Genomic DNA, 19,729 nt, shown 5'->3' on the forward strand with positions numbered 1-19,729 from the left:
GCTTTGCCGCGTGTCGGGTCTCGACACCGAGTCGGAATCGTTGCCCAACCGCGATACACCACGCCGCGCTGGTACGCGTGTGACGCAAGTGGCCCGTGTTGAACTACCCATCGAAGAAAGCAACGGCGATTGCTTGAAGACGAAAGGTGGGTTGGTTGCCGTTATGAAGACCATCAGGAAAATCCGTGGCGGATGGCTACGCAGACTGGCGGTGGTTGCCGCGTCGATGCTGGCGCTGCCCGGGCTGATCGGTTTCGCCGGGGGTTCGGCGACTGCTGGTGCGTTCTCTCGACCCGGGCTGCCCGTCGAATACCTCGACGTGTTCTCCCAGTCGATGAACCGCAACATCCGGGTGCAGTTCCAGGGCGGTGGGCCGCACGCGGTCTATCTGCTCGACGGCCTGCGCGCTCAGGATGACTACAACGGCTGGGATATCAACACCCCGGCATTCGAGTGGTACTACCAGTCCGGTCTGTCCACGATCATGCCGGTCGGCGGCCAGTCCAGCTTCTACGCGGACTGGTACCAGCCCTCGAAGGGCAACGGGCAGAACTACACCTACAAGTGGGAGACCTTCCTGACCCAGGAGTTGCCCACCTACCTGGAGACCGTCAAGGGCGTGTCGCGCACCGGCAACGCCGTGGTCGGTCTGTCGATGGCCGGTAGCGCATCGCTGAACTACGCGATCCACCACCCGCAGCAATTCATCTATGCCGCATCCCTTTCCGGCTTCCTCAACCCGTCCGAGGGTTGGTGGCCGATGCTGATCGGGCTGGCCATGAACGATGCCGGCGGCTTCAACGCCGAGAGCATGTGGGGCCCGTCCTCGGACCCGGCGTGGAAGCGCAACGATCCGATGGTCAACATCAACCAGCTGGTGGCCAACAACACCCGCGTCTGGATCTACTGCGGTACCGGCACCCCGTCGGACCTGGACGTCGGTGCCAACACCGGCAACCTGATGGCCGCGCAGTTCCTGGAGGGCTTCACCCTGCGGACCAACGTCAGCTTCCGGGACAAGTACGTCGCGGCCGGTGGGACCAACGGGGTGTTCAACTTCCCGTCACAGGGCACCCACAGCTGGGGCTACTGGGGCCAGCAGCTCCAGATGATGAAGCCTGATATCCAGCGCGTGTTGGGAGCCCAGGCCGTCGCATGATGACGGACTGACCCGACACACCGAAGACCCAGGGAGCCTGCCGTACCCCCCGAACGGCAGGCTCCCTGCTTTGTGTCTGTTCACGAGAGTGACGTTTCTGCGCCGTCCATGGTCTGGACAGCGCAGAAACGTCACTCTCACGGCTATGCGGCGGCGAAAACCGGTTGCTTGACAACCTTGCGGCGCGTTGAGTGGTACCCATGAAGAACCAGCAGCATCAGGGCGGCAGCTGGGATAGTCTGCGCGCCAACGCAATAGGCTCCATGTGGGGACGGTCGGCGCTCACTCCCGACATCGCATCCGCCATTCTCCGGGTGCACCAGACCGGCACCGGCGGTCGGGTGACGGGGTTGGGAGCCACATTACGGTCGTCGACCGAAGGACTCATCTAGACCACACCGCGCTCAGCAGTTCAGCGGTTCGGCCACCTCGAGAGGCGAGGTCAGGCCCTCAGCGTTACTCGTTCGTCGGGCTCTGCTTCTGAGCCGGTGCCGCGTCGGGGGCCACCTTCCCGTCGGCAAGCGGATCTGTCGGCTCATTGATCGACAGTTCTCCGGTCGCCGGGTGTATCTCCCAGTCGGCCGGCGTGATCGTCCGGACCGCAACCAAGCCGGCCATGGTGGCCGACACGCCATGGCGGCGGTGCGACGGAGGCAGGTCGGGTGCTGTGACATGCAGCAGCCGCGGCGTCGTGGCCAGGTCGTATCGGAAGGCCCGCAACATGGCCACACACGCGGCAACCATTACCAGGGAAAACGGTGCTGCGGTGGCGATCGACGCCGTTTGCAGAGCGGTGAGGGATCCCGCGCCGCCGACCAACAAAAGAACTCCAGCCGCGACGCCCTCAAGCACCGCCCAGTACACCCGGGTGGCCTTCGGTGGATCCAAGTCTCCACCCGAGCAGAGGATGTCGATGACAAGCGAACCCGAGTCCGATGACGTGATGAAGAAGAACATGATCACAAGCACCGCAACCACACTGGTGATGGTGGGCCACGGCAGCGTCGACAACAATTGGAACAGCGAGGTATTCGAGTCGACGGCGCCGTCGACCAGCATGTCGCCCTGCGTGCGCTGCCGCAGAATCGCCGAGTCACCGAAAATGGTGAACCACAACGACCCGATCACCGTCGGCACCAGCAGAACGGTGGTGACGAACTCGCGGATGGTGCGACCGCGGGATATCCGCGCGATGAACATGCCGACGAACGGCGCCCAGCTGATCCACCAGCCCCAGTAGAAAATGGTCCACGATCCCAGCCAGCTTCCGTCGCTGAAAGGTCCGGTGCGCAGGGAAAGCTGCGGCAGCGCCTGGGCGTACCCGCCGAGGTTCTGCACCCACGCCTGCAACAAGAAGAGCGTCGGTCCCAACGCGATGACGAACAGGGCCAACGCCGCTGCCAGCGCCATATTGATGTTGGACAACCACTGCATGCCCTTGGCGACGCCGCTGACCACAGAGAATGTGGCCATCGCCGTGATCACCGCGATGAGCACCAGCGTCCAGGTGTTGTCCAGTTCAATCCAGCCCAGATACTGCAGTCCGGCACCGATCTGGGTTATCCCGAACCCGAGCGACGTGGCCACGCCGAACAGGGTGCCCACGACGGCCACCACGTCGACCGCGTGGCCGATGGGTCCCTCGACGCGATTCTTACCGATGAGCGGCTCCAGCAGCCACCGCACCGAGAGCGGGCGCTGGCGCCGGTAGGTCATATAGGCCATTCCGAGGCCGACAACGACGTAGATGGCCCATGCGTGCAAACCCCAGTGGAACAGCGTCAGCGACAGCGCCTGATTCGCCGCGGGTGCGGTGGCGCCGTCGACACCCAGCGATGCGGGTGGATCGACGTAGTGGGTCAGCGGTTCAGCGACGCCGTAGAAGACCAGGCCGATACCCATGCCCGCGCTGAACAGCATCGCCAACCACGCGATGAAAGTGAACTCGGGTTCCTCGTCATCAGCTCCGAGCCTGATCGTGCCGATGCGCGACGCCCCGCAGTACACGGCAAACAGTACGAAGCCCGTGGTGACCAAGATGTACCACCACCCGACACCGGACGTGATGGCCTTGTTGAGTTCGGCGAAGGCTCCTTCGGCGGTGGCGGAAAAAGCCACCGAGAAGACAATCAGCCCGATGATGAGTACCGAGGAAGGGATGAACACCTGCGGTTTCAAGGCGCGGAACGCCTTGGGCATCACAGTTAGCGAACTCTTGGGCATCGACCAACCTCGTCATCGTCTTCGCTCTACGTCGCGTGCGCCAGTCAAATCTGGCCATGGGCCGGCCAGCGGCCGGCGGGATCTGACCATACCCGCTCCATTTGCGGCAGGACCGGTTGATCAGCCAGGCCGTCCCACTCGTTCTGTGCCTCGCCCCCCGCTCAGAGAAGTGCCTCGCCCTTCTTTTCACCCGGTTACCCGTCCGGATCGCCGTCAGAGACCCGAGCGGACGTCTGGGCCGACGCAGCGACCGCCGGCGCAGGCACTCACAGCGGGTTGTCAGCATCGGGCCATAATGTCGGCAGGGTGACCGAGGCGCATACGCCGCGACCGTCGTTGCGTCCCGTTCTGCGCGGCATGCTGCTCGACATCGCCCCGCCGCTGGTCGCCTACTACGGATTGCGCGCCGCCGGGGTGTCCGAATATCTGGCCCTGCTCACCGCGACGGTGCTCGCCGGTGCCAAGGTCGGCTACGACGCGATCCGCGCACGCCGGCTTGACCCGTTCGCCGGCTACCTGATGCTCAACTTCGGCCTGAGCCTGGCCGTCGGCCTGGCGACCTCGGATGCCCGGATGCTGATGGTCGGCGACACCCTGGTCGGCGGCATCGGCGCACTGATCTTCCTCGGGAGCTGTGTCATCGGTAAGCCCTTGACCCAGGTTGTCGCCGAGCGGGTGCAACCGGACGACGTGCCGGAGTCGGCGGATCCCGGGGCCGCGACCTTCCGGCGGCACATCCACGTCCTGCTCTCTGCGATGTGGGGTGTCGGGCTTCTGGTCGGCACGGGTCTGAGCCTGGGCATCATCTATTCGTTCTCGGTCGACGTCGGCAAGGGCCTCAACACCGCGGTGTCGCTGATCGTCATCGGGATTCTGACGCTGCTGACGGTCGTCATCGCCAACCGGGCGCGAGCGCGGTGGCAGCACACGGACGAGTCGGCGGTGCCGTCCGCCGATCCCCCGGCACCGCCACCCCGGTGTTCGCCCTCAGCGCAGTGACCGTGCGCCGGGAACAACCGCAGACCGCTCCGGGTTGAGTGCATCAGAATCAACTTTGGAGGATTGATGTCTGAAGCCATCACAGTCCCGGTCCTGTTCGTCAGCGAGCCCATCGTGCTGCCCGGCATGGTGGTGCCCATCGAGCTGGACGACACCGCGCGCGTCGCCGTCGAAGCGGCCCAAGCCGCCGCCCAAGACCGCGACGCAGCGAAACTGCTCATCGCACCGCGCCTGGATGACCGCTACCCCACCTACGGGGTGCTCGCCTCGATCGTGCAGGTGGGCCGGGTTCCCGGCGGCGGCGCGGCCGCCGTCGTCAAGGGCGAGACCCGCGCACACATCGGCTCCGGCACCACCGGACCCGGTGCCGCGCTGTGGGTCGAGGTCGAGCCGATCGCGGAGGCGGAGGTCTCCGTCGAGACCAAAGCCCTGGCCGCCGAGTACAAGAAGCTGCTGCTGGCGATGCTGCAGCGCCGCGAGGCCTGGCAGATCGTCGACGTCGTCAACAAGATCAGCGACCCGTCCGCGCTGGCCGATACGGCCGGTTACGCGTCGTACCTGAGCGATGTGCAGAAGCGTGAGCTGTTGGAGACCTCCGATGTCGAGCGTCGGCTCCGGCTGTTGATCGATTGGACCGGTGAGCACCTGGCCGAGGTCGAGGTCAACGACAAGATCGCCGAGGACGTCCGGGCCGGGATGGACAAGCAGCAGAAGGAGTTCCTGCTGCGCCAACAGTTGGCCGCGATCCGCAAGGAACTGGGCGAGCTGGGTCCCGACGGCCAGGAGGGTGAGGACGATTACCGGGCCCGCGTCCAGGCCGCCGAGCTGCCGGAGAAGGTCCGTGAGGCCGCGCTGCGTGAGGTCGGCAAGCTGGAACGCTCCAGCGATCAGAGCCCCGAGGGCGGCTGGATCCGTACCTGGCTGGACACCGTGCTGGACCTGCCGTGGAATGTCACGACCGAGGACTCGGCCGACCTGAAAGCGGCTCGCGAGATCCTCGACGCCGATCACCACGGTCTGGAGGACGTCAAGGACCGCATCGTCGAATATCTGGCGGTGCGGGCGCGGCGCGCCCAACGCAACATGTCCGTCGTCGGCGGGCGTGGCTCCGGCGCGGTGATGGTGCTGGCCGGTCCGCCCGGGGTGGGCAAGACCTCGTTGGGTGAGTCCGTCGCACGGGCCTTGGGCCGCAAGTTCGTTCGTGTCGCCCTCGGCGGTGTGCGCGATGAGGCCGAGATCCGCGGGCACCGGCGCACCTACGTCGGCGCACTGCCCGGCCGGATTGTGCGGGCCATCGGCGAGGCCGGTTCGATGAACCCGGTCGTGCTGCTCGACGAAATCGACAAGGTCGGCTCGGACTACCGCGGCGACCCGTCCTCGGCGCTGCTCGAGGTGTTGGACCCGGCGCAGAACCACACGTTCCGCGACCACTACCTGGAGCTGGACCTGGACCTGTCCGATGTGGTGTTCCTGGCGACGGCCAACGTCATCGAGAACATCCCGTCGGCGCTGTTGGACCGCATGGAGCTGATCCAGATCGACGGCTACACCGAGGACGACAAGGTGGCCATCGCGCGGGATTACCTGTTGCCCCGGCAAGCCGAGAAGGCGGCGCTCAGCGTGGACGAAGTTGAGGTGACGGATTCTGCGCTGCGCAAGATCGCCGCCGACTACACCCGCGAACCGGGCGTGCGCCAGTTCGAGCGGTTGCTGGCCAAGGCGCTGCGCAAGGTCACGACCAAGCTGGCTGGAGGGATCACCGGCCTCATCATCGATGAGCCGGATCTCGTTGAGTACCTGGGCCGTCCGCGGTTCACTCCGGACTCCGACGAGCGGACCGCGGTGCCGGGTGTGGCGACCGGTCTGGCCGTGACCGGACTCGGTGGCGATGTGCTCTACATCGAGGCCGGCTCGGTCGAGGCAGAGCCGGGATTGAAGCTGACCGGTCAGCTCGGCGACGTGATGAAGGAGTCGGCGCAGATCGCGCTGTCCTATGTGCGTGCCCATGCCGAGCAGCTCGGCGTCGACCCGAAGGCGCTGGATCGACAGATCCACGTGCACGTGCCCGCGGGTGCGGTGCCCAAGGACGGCCCGTCGGCCGGTGTGACGATGGTGACCGCCCTGGTCTCCATGGCCACCGGGCGGCAGGTCCGCGGTGACGTGGGCATGACCGGCGAGGTCACGCTGAACGGTCGGGTGCTGCCCATCGGCGGTGTCAAGCAGAAGCTTCTCGCCGCGCAACGGGCCGGGCTGATGACCGTCTTCATCCCGCAACGCAATGAACCCGATCTCGACGAGGTCCCCGAGGAAGTTCTGGCCGCGCTCGACGTCCGGCCGATGACCGATGTCGCAGAGATCGTCGCGCTGGCGCTGGAGCCGGCCGCCGAGAGCTCGACCGACACGGTCGCGGCATAGCCTGACGAGCGTGCGTGTCTGCAGGTCTGACAGTCGACCAGCAGACACGCACGCTCGGGGTGACCTCTACCGTATGAGCATGGTCGGCAAGACACACCGCTACGAACCGGATATCACCTGGACCGGTAACACCGGAAGCGGCACCAGCGGTTACCGCGCATACGAGCGCGCCCATGAGATCAGCGGGGCCGGCAAGCCGACGATCCCCGGCAGCGCGGATCCGTCCTTCCGCGGTGACCCGCACCGATGGAATCCAGAGGAGCTGCTGGTCGCATCGCTGTCCCAATGCCACATGCTGTGGTTTCTCGGGCTATGCGCTCAGGAGGGCATAGTCGTCACCGGGTACACCGATCATCCGTCGGGCACGATGTCCGAAACCGAGGATGGTGGCGGGCATTTCACCGAGGTGGTGCTGAGGCCGGAGGTCCGGGTCGATGATCCCCGACACCTCGATGCGTTGTCGGCGATCCATGAGCGGGCCCATCATCTGTGCTTCATCGCGAACTCTGTGAATTTCGACGTCCGTTGTGAGCCGGGCACTGCTTAGAATCTCGGCATGACCATCCGGGTGGACCTGGACTGACATGGCCTACGACCTGGATCTCGCAGATCGCGTGCGAGAGCTTGTCGGCGGGGCCGAGGAGCGGCGGATGTTCGGCGGGCTGGCCTTTCTGGTGAACGGGCACATGGCCGTCTGCGTATCGGGTCAGGGCGGGCTGATGGTGCGGGTGCCCGCCGAAGAAACCGGCGCCCTGCTCGGCCGCGAACATGTCGAGCCGATGGTGATGTCGGGGCGCGAGGTCCGTGGCTGGATCCGAGTGGCGACCGCCGGGATTTCCGATAAACGCAGGCTGCGATCCTGGGTGGATCGCGGGATCTCGCATGCGAGGTCGCTGCCTCCGAAGTAGCCGACGTTTGCGCCGGACCGCCCCGGGTACCTCAACACCGATGTCTGATTCGCAGAACAGGGCCGAGCGGCTGATCCAGCAGGCGGGCACCACCTATGCCGAACAAGCCGGCATCACGCTCAAGGACGCCCCTGCTCCGCTGTTCCAGCTGCTGACGCTGGCGATGCTCGCCAGCAAGCCCATCGGTGCCGATATCGCCACCGCCGCCGCCCGCGAACTCCACACCGCGGGCCTGCGCACACCGGATTCGGTGTTGGATTCCGACCGACGGACAATGATCGACTGTTTCGGCCGCGCGCACTACGCCCGCTACGACGAGAGCTCGGCGACCCGGTTGACCGAACTCGCGACCCGCGTCCGTGAGCACTACTCCGGAGACCTCCGTACGCTCGCCGAAAAGTCGGGCCACGACGTGGCGGCGACGAAACGCCAACTGCAGGAGTTCAAAGGTATCGGGCCGACGGGCGCGGACATCTTCCTGCGCGAGGTGCAGGACGTGTGGCCGTGGGTGCGGCCCTACTTCGACGACCGTGCGGTCGAGGCCGCACGTGGGCTTGGTCTACCCCACGATCCGGATGGCCTGCACCGACTGGCACCGCGCAGGTCGGCCCGGCTGGCCGCCGCCTTGGTGCGGGTTTCCCTCGACGACGAATTACGCGACACCCTCATCAACGCAACCACGGAGCAGACATGACCACACCCAGCTATCTGATCATCGGCGGCGGGCTGGCCGGCGCAAAGGCCGCCGAAGCGTTGCGCGACAACGACTTCGACGGGAGCATCATCCTTTTCGGTGCCGAATCCGCACTGCCCTACGAGCGGCCACCGCTGTCCAAGGACTACCTGCTCGGCAAGGCCACACCGCCCGATTTCACGGTGCACGACGCGGACTGGTTTCGAGAACACGATGTTGATTTGCGGTTGGGTACCGAGGTCAGCATCATCGACCCGGCCGCACATGCCGTCGGCTTCGACGAGGGCCGGCATGAGCATTACGACAAACTGTTGTTGGCCACCGGATCACGGCCGCGCCGGTTGGACATCCCGGGCGCCGATGCCGATGGTGTGTATGTACTGCGCACGGTCGCCGATGCCGACGCCCTGCTGTCGGCGCTGCAGCACCGACAGCGGCTGGCCATCATCGGCGCGGGCTGGATAGGCCTGGAGGTCGCCGCCGCGGCACGGTCCCGGGATGTCGCCGTCACCGTTGTCGAGAACGCGGACTTGCCGCTGCTCAAGACGCTCGGCCGGGAGAACGCGAAGGTGTTCGCCGGCCTACACACCGGGCATGGCGTCGACTTCCGGTTCGGCGCGACCGTCGAGGGCATCACCACAACCGCCGGTGGACCGGCCTCCGGAGTGCGCCTCGGCGACGGTTCCACGGTGGCCGCCGACGCCGTGCTGATTGCGGTGGGCGCGGAACCGAATCTCGGACTGGCCGAACGCGCAGGTCTGGACATCGTCGACGGAGGGCTGGCGGTGGATGCGTCTTTGCGCACCAGCGACGCGGACATCTATGCCGTCGGTGACATTGTCGCGGCCCAGCATCCGCTGTACGGCACCAGGATTCGTACCGAACACTGGGCCAATGCCAAGAAACAACCCGCCGTGGCCGTCGCAGGGATGCTGGGCAAGCCGGGCGTCTATGACGAGCTGCCCTACTTCTACACCGACCAGTACGACCTCGGTATGGAGTACGTCGGTCACGCACCGGATTACGAGGCCGTGGTCTTCCGCGGCGATGTCGACGGTCGCGAGTACACCTCATTCTGGCTGGACGGGAAGGACCGCGTGCTGGCCGGGATGAACGTCAACATCTGGGAGGGCCTGGATGACATCAAGGCCCTCATCCGATCCGGCACTAAGGTCGACCGGCAGAGGCTGGCCGATCCGTTGGTGCCGCTCGCGGAGCTGTTCGACTGACCACCGATAGGCGCGATTAGGGTGGTCGGCATGTCCCCCACCCCCGTCACCGTCGCCGTCACCGGCGCCGCGGGCCAGATCGGCTACGCGGCGTTGTTCCGAATCGCCGCAGGCGCGATGCTCGGTCATGACACACCGGTCACGCTGCGACTGCTGGAGCTGCCCGATGCGGTGCGTGCCGCCGAGGGTGTGGTGATGGAGCTCGACGACGGTGCGTTCCCACTGCTGGCGGGCACCGAGATCTACGACGACCCGGTGCGGGCGTTCGACGGCGTGGACGTCGCGCTGCTCATCGGCGCCCGGCCACGGACCAAGGGCATGGAACGCGCCGACCTGCTCGGCGCCAACGCGCAGATCTTCGCCAACGCGGGCGCGGCGCTCAACGCAGGCGCGTCCGACGATGTGCGGGTGCTCGTCGTGGGGAACCCCGCGAACACCAACGCCCTGGTGGCATCGGCGCACGCACCCGATATCCCGCGTGACCGATTCACCGCGCTGACCCGCCTCGATCACAACCGGGCCGTCGCCGCGATGGCAAGGCATGCGCGGGTGCCGGTGACCGAGATCAGCCGGATGACCATCTGGGGCAACCACTCCCCGACGCAGTACCCCGATATCTTCCACGCCGTGGTGGGTGGCCGGTCCGGTGCCGACTACGCCGCCGACACCCATTGGCTTGCCGACGATTTCATCCCGACGGTGGCTCGTCGCGGCACCGCGATCATCGAAGCACGCGGTGCCAGCTCGGCGGCCTCGGCCGCCAACGGGGCCATCGACCATATCGACGACTGGGTCCACGGCACCCCGGCCGACGACTGGACCTCCGTGGCACTGCCGTCGCCGGGCGCCTACGGCGTCGACGAAGGTCTGGTGTCCTCGTTCCCATGCCGGTCGGTCGGGGGCCGTTGGGAGATCATCGAGGGCCTCGACGTCAACGCATTCTCGCGCGCCAGGATCGACGCCTCGGTGGCCGAACTGCGCGAGGAGCGCGACGCCGTGGCGGCACTGGGCCTGCTGTAGGTCAGCCCAGCGTCGCCGTGCCGTCGGCGCGCACGGTGACCTTCGCCCCGGCGATGTCCTCGTCCACGCTGGCCCGCGCCTCGGAGCGATCGGTGAGCACCGCCAGGGTGCGCGTGTCGGAGGGGGTGCGCACCGCCAGGAACGCCTTCTCCGGTTCGCCCTCACGATCGAACGGCGTCGTCCACGTCTCCACCGTGCCGACGCCGGACCACTCGACCTCGGCGGCCCGGGTGGGTTCGGCGTCCACCTTCTGCTGCACGTCCTCCCAACGGAATTCGTGGCTCGGCGGCTCGGTTCCGTATACCCCGAAGCTGTGCTTGGTGAGATAACCACCGTTGGCGGTGATCAGGCCCCGGCTGCCCGGTTCGGCGATCAGCCGCTCGGCCATCGTCGCGATCGAATGTGTCACATAGTTGTTCCACGGTCCGCCGGCGAAGGTCAGTCCGCCGGTCACGGTCAGCGGCCGGCGCGGGTCATCGAGAGCCAGTCCGAGTTCGTTGGCCGCGACCTGCACCGCCGACGGGAAGCATGAATAGACGTCGACCAACGCGATATCGGCGAGATCGGTCTGCGCCAGCTCCAGCGCGGTCAGTCCCCCGATCCGAATGGCCGGTGAGCCATGGAACTCGGCGCGGTGGCTGATCTCGTAGGTGTCGTGCGCGTCGGTGCCGGCGTACGGGAAAACCCAACGCTCGGTGGGTATCTGGAGATAGGTGGCCTTCTCCGCGGACATCAGGATCAGTGCGGCGCCCTGATCGACCATATTGTTCGAGTTCATCAGCTTGGTGTAGGGCGTGCTGATCATCCGGTTCTTCGGTCCCGGGTTGGCGATCTCGTCGGCGGACAGCGGCTCCTGGCTCCAGGCGTGCGGGTTGGTCGCCGCGACCGCGCTGAAGCGCGACCACAGTTCGCCGATCCGGCGCTGGTGCTCGGCCGGTGCGGCGCCGGCCGCGATGCGCAAGGCCTGCTCGAACATCGGGTACACGAACGACGGCCGGTCCAGATGGATGCGCAGCTCGCCGGGACCGGCAAGCGCGAACTCGTCATCGGAGCCCGGCGCCAGCGGCACCGACTCGTCCTGCTTTGTGCCGGTGAGCTTCTCACCGCGGGCGCGCAACCGGGTTCGGCTGCGCCACGTTTCACCGCCGCTGATCAGCACCACGTCGTTGCGTCCCTGCTGGATGTCCAGGCACGCCTGGTTGACCAGCGACTGCGGCACGTTGCCACCGATCGGGGTGTAGCGGGTGGCCGCCGAGGCCGCCCCGATGCGCTGCGCCAACAGCAGGCCGGGATCGCGGTACCGCCAGGACAGCAGGTTGACGATCCGTACCGAATCGACGGCGGCCAGCACGCGCGGGTCGGCGGCGGCGCGAGCGGCGGCCTCCATGAGGTCGACGGGCTCGGTCGTCGCGCTCTCATCGCGCTGGTTGGTCTGGCCAAACCCGACGAGCACCGGGGTCCTGGGGTCAATGGTCATGCGTGCATTCCTCTCCACGAGCGTGCGGAAAATTCAGAGTGAGAGCGGCGCGTCGGGGTGCAGACACGCACGCTCGTCGGGTTGGGGATCAGGCGGGGCCGACGCGGTAGATCGACTTGAGCACCTGATAGGCGGCCAGCCCCTCGGGGCCGAGCTCGCGACCGAGACCGCTGGCCTTGACGCCACCGAAGGGTGCGTTCACGTCGAGCTGATACTCGTTGACGCCGATGGTGCCGGTGTGGACGGCGCGCGCGATCTCGGTGGCGCGTTCGACGTCCTGGGACCACACCGTGCCGCCGAGGCCGAACTCGCTGTCGTTGGCGATATCGATCGCCTCCTGGTCCGAGCCGTACGGGATCACCGTGAGCACCGGGCCGAAGATCTCTTCCTGGGCGATGCGCGCCGAGTTGTCGACATCGGCGAACACTGTCGGCGCCACGAACCAGCCCTGCGGTTGATCCGCCGGAACCGCGCCGCCGGCAACCAGTTTGGCCTCGGATCGGCCCACCTCGATGTACTCCAGCACGCGCTGCTGCTGACGCTTGCTGACCAGCGGCCCGATATCGGTGGACTTCTGCAGCGGGTCACCGACCACCAGTCCGTCGGCCAGGGCGGCGACGGCGTCGACCACCTCGCAGTAACGCGAGCGTGGGGCCAGGATCCGCGAACTCAGATGACAGGTCTGACCGTTGTTCACGAACGAGGCCGAACGCAGACCCTTGACGGTGGCATCCAGGTTGGCGTCGTCGAGGATGATCGCAGCCGATTTGCCGCCCAGTTCTAGCGTGACCGGACGCAGCAGTCGGCCGCACGTCTCGGCGATGGCCCGCCCGGCTGCGGTCGAACCGGTGAAGGCGACCTTGTCCACCCCGGGGTGTGACACCAGATGAGCCCCGGCCTGCGGCCCACCGGCCAGCACGTTGAGAACCCCGGCAGGCAATCCGGCCTCTTGGGCCGCCTCGGCGAACACCAAGGCGTCCAGGGCGGTTTCGGGTGCGGCCTTGAGCACCATGGTGCAGCCGGCGGCCAGCGCCGGCGCGATCTTCATGGCGGCGAGGGCCTGCGGATAGTTCCACGGTGTGATCGCGGCGACCACCCCGACCGGTTCGCGACGCACGATGGTGTGTCCGATGGCCGCCGGCCTGGTCTCCTCGTCGACACCGCGGTCGACGAGGTCGGCGTAGTAGCGCAGTAGCAGCGCGGGGTACAGGCCATTGGCGCCCTTGGACAACCGGATGGGCATCCCGTTCTCGCGCGAACACAGCGTGTGGGTGTCGGGGCCGCGCTGTTGCAGGGCGTCGGCGAAACGCCGCAGGATCGCCGCGCGTTCGGTGGCCGGGGTCTGTTGCCATCCGATCAGCGCGGACCGCGCCGCCGCCACCGCGGCGTCGACCTCGGATTCGGTTGCCGCCGAACCCAGTCCGAGCTGTTGCTCGGTGGCCGCCTCGATGACCGGGGCCGACTGCGATGCCGAACGGAACTCGCCGTCGATGAAGATTGATGCGGTGCTCATGTCGTGGTCCTCGCGTCGGTGGGGGTGGCGACCGGTGCACTCTCGAAGAGAACACCATCGGCGATCAACCGGTCGATATCGGATATGTCGAGCCCGAGTGCGCGGTGGGCGATATCGCGGGTGTGCTCCCCCGCCGTCGGTGCCGGGCGCAGCTCGCCGCGCGGTATCCGCCGATAGGGCGCGGGTCCGGTCTCACTGGGCATCGGTTCGTCGAACAGCGGATGCTCCAGATCGGTGTAGAGCGAGCGGAATTGCAGCTGCACATCGTCAAGGACATCGGCAGGACGGTTCATCGGCCCGGCCGGGATGCCGGCCCCCTGCAGTTGCTCGGTGATCTCGTGCTTGTCGCGCCCGCTGGTGTAGGCACCGAGAATGGCCGTCAGCGCGGCCGCCTCGGCGGGCAGGTCGATGCCGATCAGCGCGGCCAGCGTGTCGCGGTCGGTCTGGTCACGCACCGAGATGACGCACCATTCGTCGTCACCGGCGCAGGGGCACACCGCGTGCACGGCAGGGTCCGCGGTGAGGGCGAGCCCGGACTGGGCGGCGGCTTCGGCGACATAGGCCACCGCGAGCTGGTTGATCGCCACCTCGGCCTGCGAAATGTGCACATGCGCCCCGGTGCCGGTGCGTTCACGGCCGATCAGCGCAGCCAGGGTGGCGATGGCGGTGATCCTGGCGGCGACGTGATCGGGGAACACCGTGGTGGCATCGAAGAACGCCGCAGAACTGTTCCCCCGGCTCCCGGCGGCGCGCCAGAGCCGGGTGACGCCGGTGGTGGCGCGCACCAGCGGCCCATAGCCCATCTGGGCACTCCACGGCCCCGTGTCGCCGAACGCACTGCTTTCCGCCAGCACCAGTCGCGGGTTGATCTGCTGCAGCTTCTCGAACGAGAAGCCAAGCCCGGCAAGGGTTCCCGGCTTGAAGTTGGCGAACACCAAATCGGTCCGACTGACCAGCTTGGCGAAGATCTCGGCGCCCTCGGGGCTGCGCAGATCGACGCCGAAGCTGAGCTCATTGCGGTGGGTCAGCGCCCAGGATGCGCTCATGGGCTGCCCCGGCGCGGTCTGGCGCAGCCCGTCGGGATAGGCAGCGCTCTCCACCTTCACCACGCGCGCGCCGAGATCGGCATACAGCCGCCCCAGTTCGCCGCCGGCGACGATGACGCCGAGGTCCAGGATCCGCAAACCGTCGAACGGCCGCGCACCCTGCTTCTGCGGACGCCCCAACGCGTTGGGTGCACCGAGCCACTGCGCCCCGGCATCGGCCACCGCGGGCCGCCTCAGCCCGCGGTGCTGTCCGTCGATGACGAAGGGTCCGACCGGCACGGTCACCGACGCGCCGGGGGCCACCGGCAGCGAGGCCAGGGCGCCGACGGTGCGCAGATGATCGGAGGCCAGCGCCTCCGCCGGAGTCTGCACCGCCGCGATCGGCACCCCGCGTGATTGCCCCTGCTCGACCAGGTGGGCCATCGTGTGCTCGGCGAACAGCGCACCGATCAGCGCATTGAGCTGTTCGGTGGCGGCGAACCGGGCGGCGATCGAGTCGAACTCGGGGTCCGCGAACTCCGCGGGCTCGCCGAGCCAGGCCCGCATCCCGCGCCACTGCCGGGGCGAGAGAAGACAGATGCGGACGTGACCGTCGCGGCATCGGAAGGTCGGGTAGATCTGCTGGTTTCTCGGGCGTCCACGCCATCCGCCGGTGCGTTTGAGTCCGGCCGCGGCCTGTCCCTGGGAACCGAAGGGTGGATCGAGGGCCTGGACCACGGCCTCGAATCGGGAGAAGTCGATGTGCTCGCCTCCACCGTGGCGCAGGCGGTGGTAGTAAGCGGCCAGTACCGCCCAGGCGGCCTGGGCGGCGGCCGTCGCCGAAGCGATCCCCACCGGGGGAAGTACCGGGGTGCCGGTGGCGGGTCCGGAGCGCGACAGCGCCGTCGACATCGCGTAGAAGACCGCGTCGGTACCGCGCCAGCTCCGGTACGGTCCGTCGGCACCGAAGTCGGTGATCGTCATGGCCACGAGGTCACGGTGGCGATCGGCGAGTTCGGCGGCGGTGGCGCCGAACTCGGCGGCGAGTCGGCCGTCGGCCACCAGGATGTCGGCGCCAGCGACCAGCTCGTGGAACCGGTCGCGGTCGGTGTCGGCCGCCGGATCCAGCGACAGCAACCGCTTGTTGGCGTTGTCCAGCGTGTGCGGGATACTCAGGGAGCCCACCAGGGGCGGTGCCGGCCTGTCATCGCGACCGGGCACCTCGACCCTGCGGACGTCGACCCTGCGGACGTCGACCCTGAGGACGTCGACCCTGCGGACGTCGACCCTGCGGACGTCGACCCTGAGGACGTCGGCACCCAGATCGGCGAGCAGCCGGGTGACCGCGGCCCCGGCGGGTCCGGCGGCGTCGAGAACGCGGACGCCGTCGAGCAGCACCTGTCCCGCCGTCACAGTGTCTTCTTCCGCACGTCCGACACCTTAGCGCGTCAGTTCGCTAACTTAGGTAGACAACACCGCCGCGTACACTGACAAGCGATGTCTGACGCCGGCGCGGTGGTTTCACCGATCGATTCGCCTGCCCACCCTCTGGTCGGGCAGCTTTCCGCGGTGCACCGCTTCCGGGTGTACGTCGATGTGGCCATCGTCGTCGCCGTGCTGGTGGCCACCAACCTCGTCGCACATTTCACCACCCCGTGGGCCAATGTCGCCATCGTCCCCGCGGCCGCCGTCGGCCTGGTGATCCTGGTGCGCTCGCGGGGGCTGGGCTGGTCGGAACTGGGTCTCGGCCGCGAACAGTGGCGCTCAGGCGCCGGCTACGCACTGGCCGCCGTCGGGATCGTGCTCGCCGTCATCGCGATCGGTGTCGCGCTGCCGTGGACCCGGCCGATGTTCATGAACAACCATTACGCCACGCTGTCCGGCGCGCTCATCGCGTCGATGGTGATCATCCCGCTGCAGACCGTGATTCCCGAGGAGCTCGCATTCCGCGGGGTCCTGCACGGTGCCTTGGATCGCGCCTGGGGTTTCCGCGGGGTCGCAGCCGCCGGATCGCTGCTGTTCGGCCTCTGGCATATCGCCAGCTCGTTCGGGTTGACCAGTGGCAATGTCGGTTTCAGCCGCATCCTCGGCGGCGGCGTGTTCGGCATGGTGGCCGGCATCGTCGGCGCCGTGATCGTCACCGGCGCCGCGGGTTTCGTATTCACCTGGCTACGGCGCCGCAGCGGCAGCCTCATCGCACCGATCGCGCTGCACTGGTCACTCAATGGGATGGGCGCACTGGCAGCGGCGCTGGTGTGGCACGCCTCCAGCTGAACGGTCAGCCGGCGTGCTCCAGATCGACGGGAAACAGGCAGCTGTCGGCCAGCTCGTCCAGCGACACCGGTAGCACCCGCGCCAATGCGGCCACGGTGGTGAATGCCGGCGTCGCCAACCGGCCGGTCTCGATCTTGCGAAGTGTTTCCGGCGAGATCCCGGCCGATGCCGCAACGTCGGCCAGCGTCCGCTCGCCACGCGCGTGGCGGAGTTGCTCACCGATGCGTTTACCGGCGGCGAGCTGTTCGGCGGTCAGCGGAAGGCGCACCATGCGGCCAGCGTAGCGCGCCGGTATGAAAATACCGGGATTATGGGCTACCGTGATCGTCAGCCGGTATTTTCATACCGGCCTCGACGATCACGATGGGGCGCAGGCGAACATGGTGGAACTGAAGACAGCGCAGGAAGTCGACGCGATGGCGGTCACCGGGGCGTTCATCGCCGCCCTTCTCGACGACCTCGCCGGGCGCGCCCGGCCCGGGGTCAATCTGCTCGACCTCGAACTGCGCGCCCGCAACCTGATCGCCGAACGCGGAGCGCAGTCCTGCTACTGGGACTACGCGCCCTCCTTCGGCCGCGGACCGTTCCGCAATGTGATCTGCCTGTCGGTCAACGACGCGGTGCTGCACGGTCTTCCGCACGACTACACACTCGCCGACGGCGACCTGCTCACCATGGACATTGCCGTATCGATCGATGGTTGGGTGGCCGATTCGGCCCGCAGCATCACCGTCGGCACCCCCAGGGCCGAGGACCTGCGGCTGATCGAGGCCACCGAGCGCGCACTGGCCGCCGGTATCGCTGCGGCGGTACCGGGAAACCGACTCGGCGACATCTCCGCGGCCATCGGGAACGTCGCGGCCGATTACGGCTACCCCGTGAACACCGACTTCGGCGGGCACGGGCTGGGCCGCACCATGCACGAGGACCCCCACGTGCCCAATATCGGCCGGGCCGGTCGCGGCCTGAAACTACGCCCGGGTCTCACATTGGCACTGGAACCGTGGCTGGCCGCCGGCACCGTCCGGATCGTCTACGACCCGGACGGTTGGACCATTCGGTCCGCCGACGGCTCCCGCACCGCGCACAGCGAACACACCATCGCCGTCACCGACGGAGCGCCTCGGGTGCTCACCGTGCCCGGCTGAGACGGCTACGACTTTTTGGTGACGAGCCCGACGATCCACAACAGGATCACCGAACCCAGCACCGCGGTGAACAACGTGAACCACCATCCGCCACCGGCGGTGTCGAGGAAGAAGCTGAGCAGGAAACCGCCGATGAGCGCACCGACGATGCCGATGACGATGTTCATCAGGATCCCGGATCCGGTGCCCTTGACGAGCTTTCCGGCGATCCAGCCTGCGATCGCTCCGATGATGATGTAGCCGATCCACCCCACGCTCGTCTGGGTGGTCGAGCGGGCAAGAACTTCTGTTGCCGCCAGCATGTCCATATCAACACTCCTGCCTAGATACCCCGGATGGGCTCCCCGTAGCGGGATGCGCAGCCCCTTCAGGCCGTGCTGCTTTCCGGTGTACCCCGGTCAGGTGACGATCACGCCGTCAAAACGGGCACGATCGTGCCAGAGTCGGTTGTCGGCACAGTATGGATCAGGCCGACGTGGATCAGGCCGGTCTGGATCAGGCCGGCGGCAGCATCCCCGGAGCGGAATTCGGATCCACCGGCACCGGGACACCCACCGCGGGACGCGGCGGCGGCGCATTCGGGTCCGGCGGAGGCGCGTTGGGATCCGGCGGCGGCGGAGGCGCGTTGGGGTCCGGCGGCGGCGGCGGAGGAGGCGGTGACCACGGCCTGATCGACTGCGCGAGATTCACGGCGGCCGCCTTGTCGACCGGGTTGTTCGCCGTTCCGAGCCACACCACGAACCAACGCTCGGGAGCACGCTGCCCACGGGTGCCCGCGGCAACCGGGGTGCCGACGACCCCGGACCAGATCTGCCCGTTGGGCTTGTTGGTATCGGTGAACTTGACCTCGTAGTAGGACGCGGAGCCGGTGAGATCACCCGCGGTCAGCGGGGCGCTCTCCTGTCCGAGCCGGGTCCCGGGGAACGGCATGAAGAACTCACCCATATCCGAGGCCAACCTGGTCGCGGCCTTGGCATTGTCGGCTTCGGAACCGGCGAAGAGCTTCAGGTCGAGCCTGCCGAGCAGCACGCTGGTGTCGTTGGTCGGCTGTTCCGTGCCCGCCGGCGGAATCTTGGTCAGCAGCGCCTGGCCGTACGACAGCTGCGTGGCGTCGGCGACCTTCCAGCCCTCGGGCACGACATAGCTGAAACCCCCGGCCGCGTTGTCGACCCGGCCCGGCTCCGGCGCGGGCGCTGGTGGCGCATTGGGGTCCACCGGCGGCGCGTTCGGATCAGCGGGCGGCGGTGGCACCCCCGGCGGCAGCGGGGCCGGTGCGGGCACCCCGGGAGCCGGTGCTGGCGCTGGTGCGGGAGCCGGTGCTGGTGCGGGCTCGGCAGGTACCGGAGGAGGCGGTGCGGGAACAGGTTCGGCATGCGAGACCGCCACCGGCAGCGTCAGCGCGGCGGCTGTTGCCCCGGCCGCGGCAGCCGCCAGCAACCCGGCGGTGCGGCGCCTGCGGTGTGAGGAATTCACGTCCGACTGATCCATGGAGAAGAAAATACCGTGTTACGGCCGTGACGCAAGTGTGAGTTGCTCTAATAGTGTTTTGCTGAAAGATAGCTAACGACACCAAAACACGACGCCAGTAGACCCTACCCACGTTGCCGACCTCGGTCGTCGATCACGGGTGCACCGATCGTGCGCG

The 19,729-nt window shown here is 67.5% G+C and carries 17 protein-coding genes; 10 read left to right on the top strand and 7 right to left on the bottom strand.

Annotation, left to right across the window (positions count from 1 at the left end; all coding sequences use genetic code 11):
• Nucleotides 1–163 precede the first annotated feature (163 nt).
• On the top strand, nucleotides 164–1,159 hold the full coding sequence (locus tag FBY28_RS01615) for an esterase family protein (protein WP_030136577.1): 996 nt from the start codon (nucleotides 164–166) through the stop codon (nucleotides 1,157–1,159).
• 456 nt (nucleotides 1,160–1,615) lie between these two features.
• Here the strand turns inward: FBY28_RS01615 and FBY28_RS01620 are convergent, their stop codons facing one another.
• Nucleotides 1,616–3,382: a BCCT family transporter gene (locus tag FBY28_RS01620; protein ID WP_141863745.1), complete on the bottom strand. Its 1,767-nt coding sequence runs from the start codon at nucleotides 3,380–3,382 to the stop codon at nucleotides 1,616–1,618.
• 306 nt (nucleotides 3,383–3,688) lie between these two features.
• Between FBY28_RS01620 and FBY28_RS01625 the strand changes: the two genes are divergently transcribed.
• From FBY28_RS01625 to FBY28_RS01655, 7 genes are all read left to right on the top strand, one after another.
• On the top strand, nucleotides 3,689–4,381 hold the full coding sequence (locus FBY28_RS01625) for a VC0807 family protein (protein ID WP_216847433.1): 693 nt from the start codon (nucleotides 3,689–3,691) through the stop codon (nucleotides 4,379–4,381).
• A gap of 66 nt (nucleotides 4,382–4,447) precedes the next feature.
• Nucleotides 4,448–6,796 (top strand): endopeptidase La, encoded by a 2,349-nt coding sequence (lon, locus tag FBY28_RS01630; protein WP_141863747.1) that lies wholly within the window; start codon nucleotides 4,448–4,450, stop codon nucleotides 6,794–6,796.
• Nucleotides 6,797–6,875: 79 nt separating this feature from the next.
• The gene (locus FBY28_RS01635) at nucleotides 6,876–7,343 is read left to right on the top strand and encodes an OsmC family protein (RefSeq protein ID WP_216847434.1); all 468 of its coding nucleotides are present in this window, start codon (nucleotides 6,876–6,878) and stop codon (nucleotides 7,341–7,343) included.
• 37 nt (nucleotides 7,344–7,380) lie between these two features.
• Entirely contained in the window at nucleotides 7,381–7,704 is a 324-nt protein-coding gene (locus FBY28_RS01640) for a TfoX/Sxy family protein (RefSeq protein ID WP_141863751.1), read from the top strand.
• Nucleotides 7,705–7,744: 40 nt separating this feature from the next.
• The gene (locus FBY28_RS01645; RefSeq protein ID WP_141863753.1) at nucleotides 7,745–8,398 is read left to right on the top strand and encodes a DNA glycosylase family protein; all 654 of its coding nucleotides are present in this window, start codon (nucleotides 7,745–7,747) and stop codon (nucleotides 8,396–8,398) included.
• Entirely contained in the window at nucleotides 8,395–9,627 is a 1,233-nt protein-coding gene (locus tag FBY28_RS01650; RefSeq protein ID WP_141863755.1) for an NAD(P)/FAD-dependent oxidoreductase, read from the top strand. The genes FBY28_RS01645 and FBY28_RS01650 overlap by 4 nt, the downstream gene beginning before the upstream one ends.
• 30 nt (nucleotides 9,628–9,657) lie before the next feature.
• The gene (locus FBY28_RS01655; RefSeq protein WP_141863757.1) at nucleotides 9,658–10,647 is read left to right on the top strand and encodes a malate dehydrogenase; all 990 of its coding nucleotides are present in this window, start codon (nucleotides 9,658–9,660) and stop codon (nucleotides 10,645–10,647) included.
• A gap of 1 nt (nucleotide 10,648) precedes the next feature.
• Here FBY28_RS01655 and FBY28_RS01660 read toward each other — a convergent pair whose 3' ends face one another.
• From FBY28_RS01660 to FBY28_RS01670, 3 genes are all read right to left on the bottom strand, one after another.
• Entirely contained in the window at nucleotides 10,649–12,124 is a 1,476-nt protein-coding gene (locus FBY28_RS01660; protein ID WP_141863759.1) for an acetyl-CoA acetyltransferase, read from the bottom strand.
• An 88-nt stretch (nucleotides 12,125–12,212) separates the two neighbouring features.
• The gene (locus FBY28_RS01665) at nucleotides 12,213–13,637 is read right to left on the bottom strand and encodes an aldehyde dehydrogenase (protein WP_141863762.1); all 1,425 of its coding nucleotides are present in this window, start codon (nucleotides 13,635–13,637) and stop codon (nucleotides 12,213–12,215) included.
• Nucleotides 13,634–16,075 (bottom strand): CaiB/BaiF CoA-transferase family protein, encoded by a 2,442-nt coding sequence (locus tag FBY28_RS01670; protein WP_141863765.1) that lies wholly within the window; start codon nucleotides 16,073–16,075, stop codon nucleotides 13,634–13,636. Before FBY28_RS01670 ends, FBY28_RS01665 begins: the two co-directional genes overlap by 4 nt.
• An 84-nt stretch (nucleotides 16,076–16,159) precedes the next feature.
• Here FBY28_RS01670 and FBY28_RS01675 point away from each other — a divergent pair, with 84 nt between their 5' ends.
• Complete coding sequence (locus FBY28_RS01675; protein ID WP_141863767.1) at nucleotides 16,160–16,936, top strand: CPBP family intramembrane glutamic endopeptidase; 777 nt, start codon at nucleotides 16,160–16,162, stop codon at nucleotides 16,934–16,936.
• A gap of 4 nt (nucleotides 16,937–16,940) precedes the next feature.
• Here FBY28_RS01675 and FBY28_RS01680 read toward each other — a convergent pair whose 3' ends face one another.
• Nucleotides 16,941–17,207 (bottom strand): helix-turn-helix domain-containing protein, encoded by a 267-nt coding sequence (locus tag FBY28_RS01680; protein WP_141863769.1) that lies wholly within the window; start codon nucleotides 17,205–17,207, stop codon nucleotides 16,941–16,943.
• Between the two features lie 109 nt (nucleotides 17,208–17,316).
• Between FBY28_RS01680 and map the strand changes: the two genes are divergently transcribed.
• Nucleotides 17,317–18,084, top strand: coding sequence for a type I methionyl aminopeptidase (gene map, locus FBY28_RS01685; protein ID WP_141869990.1), 768 nt, complete (start codon nucleotides 17,317–17,319; stop codon nucleotides 18,082–18,084).
• A 5-nt stretch (nucleotides 18,085–18,089) separates the two neighbouring features.
• Here map and FBY28_RS01690 read toward each other — a convergent pair whose 3' ends face one another.
• Together FBY28_RS01690 and FBY28_RS01695 are read right to left on the bottom strand one after the other, a co-directional pair.
• On the bottom strand, nucleotides 18,090–18,392 hold the full coding sequence (locus FBY28_RS01690; RefSeq protein WP_019510005.1) for a GlsB/YeaQ/YmgE family stress response membrane protein: 303 nt from the start codon (nucleotides 18,390–18,392) through the stop codon (nucleotides 18,090–18,092).
• 187 nt (nucleotides 18,393–18,579) lie between these two features.
• Nucleotides 18,580–19,572 (bottom strand): alanine and proline-rich secreted protein Apa, encoded by a 993-nt coding sequence (locus tag FBY28_RS01695; RefSeq protein ID WP_141863771.1) that lies wholly within the window; start codon nucleotides 19,570–19,572, stop codon nucleotides 18,580–18,582.
• Between the last annotated feature and the right edge of the window lie 157 nt (nucleotides 19,573–19,729).

It is taken from the genome of Arthrobacter sp. SLBN-53, assembly GCF_006715585.1.
In the GTDB taxonomy this organism is placed as follows: Bacteria; Actinomycetota; Actinomycetes; order Mycobacteriales; family Mycobacteriaceae; genus Mycobacterium; species Mycobacterium neoaurum_A.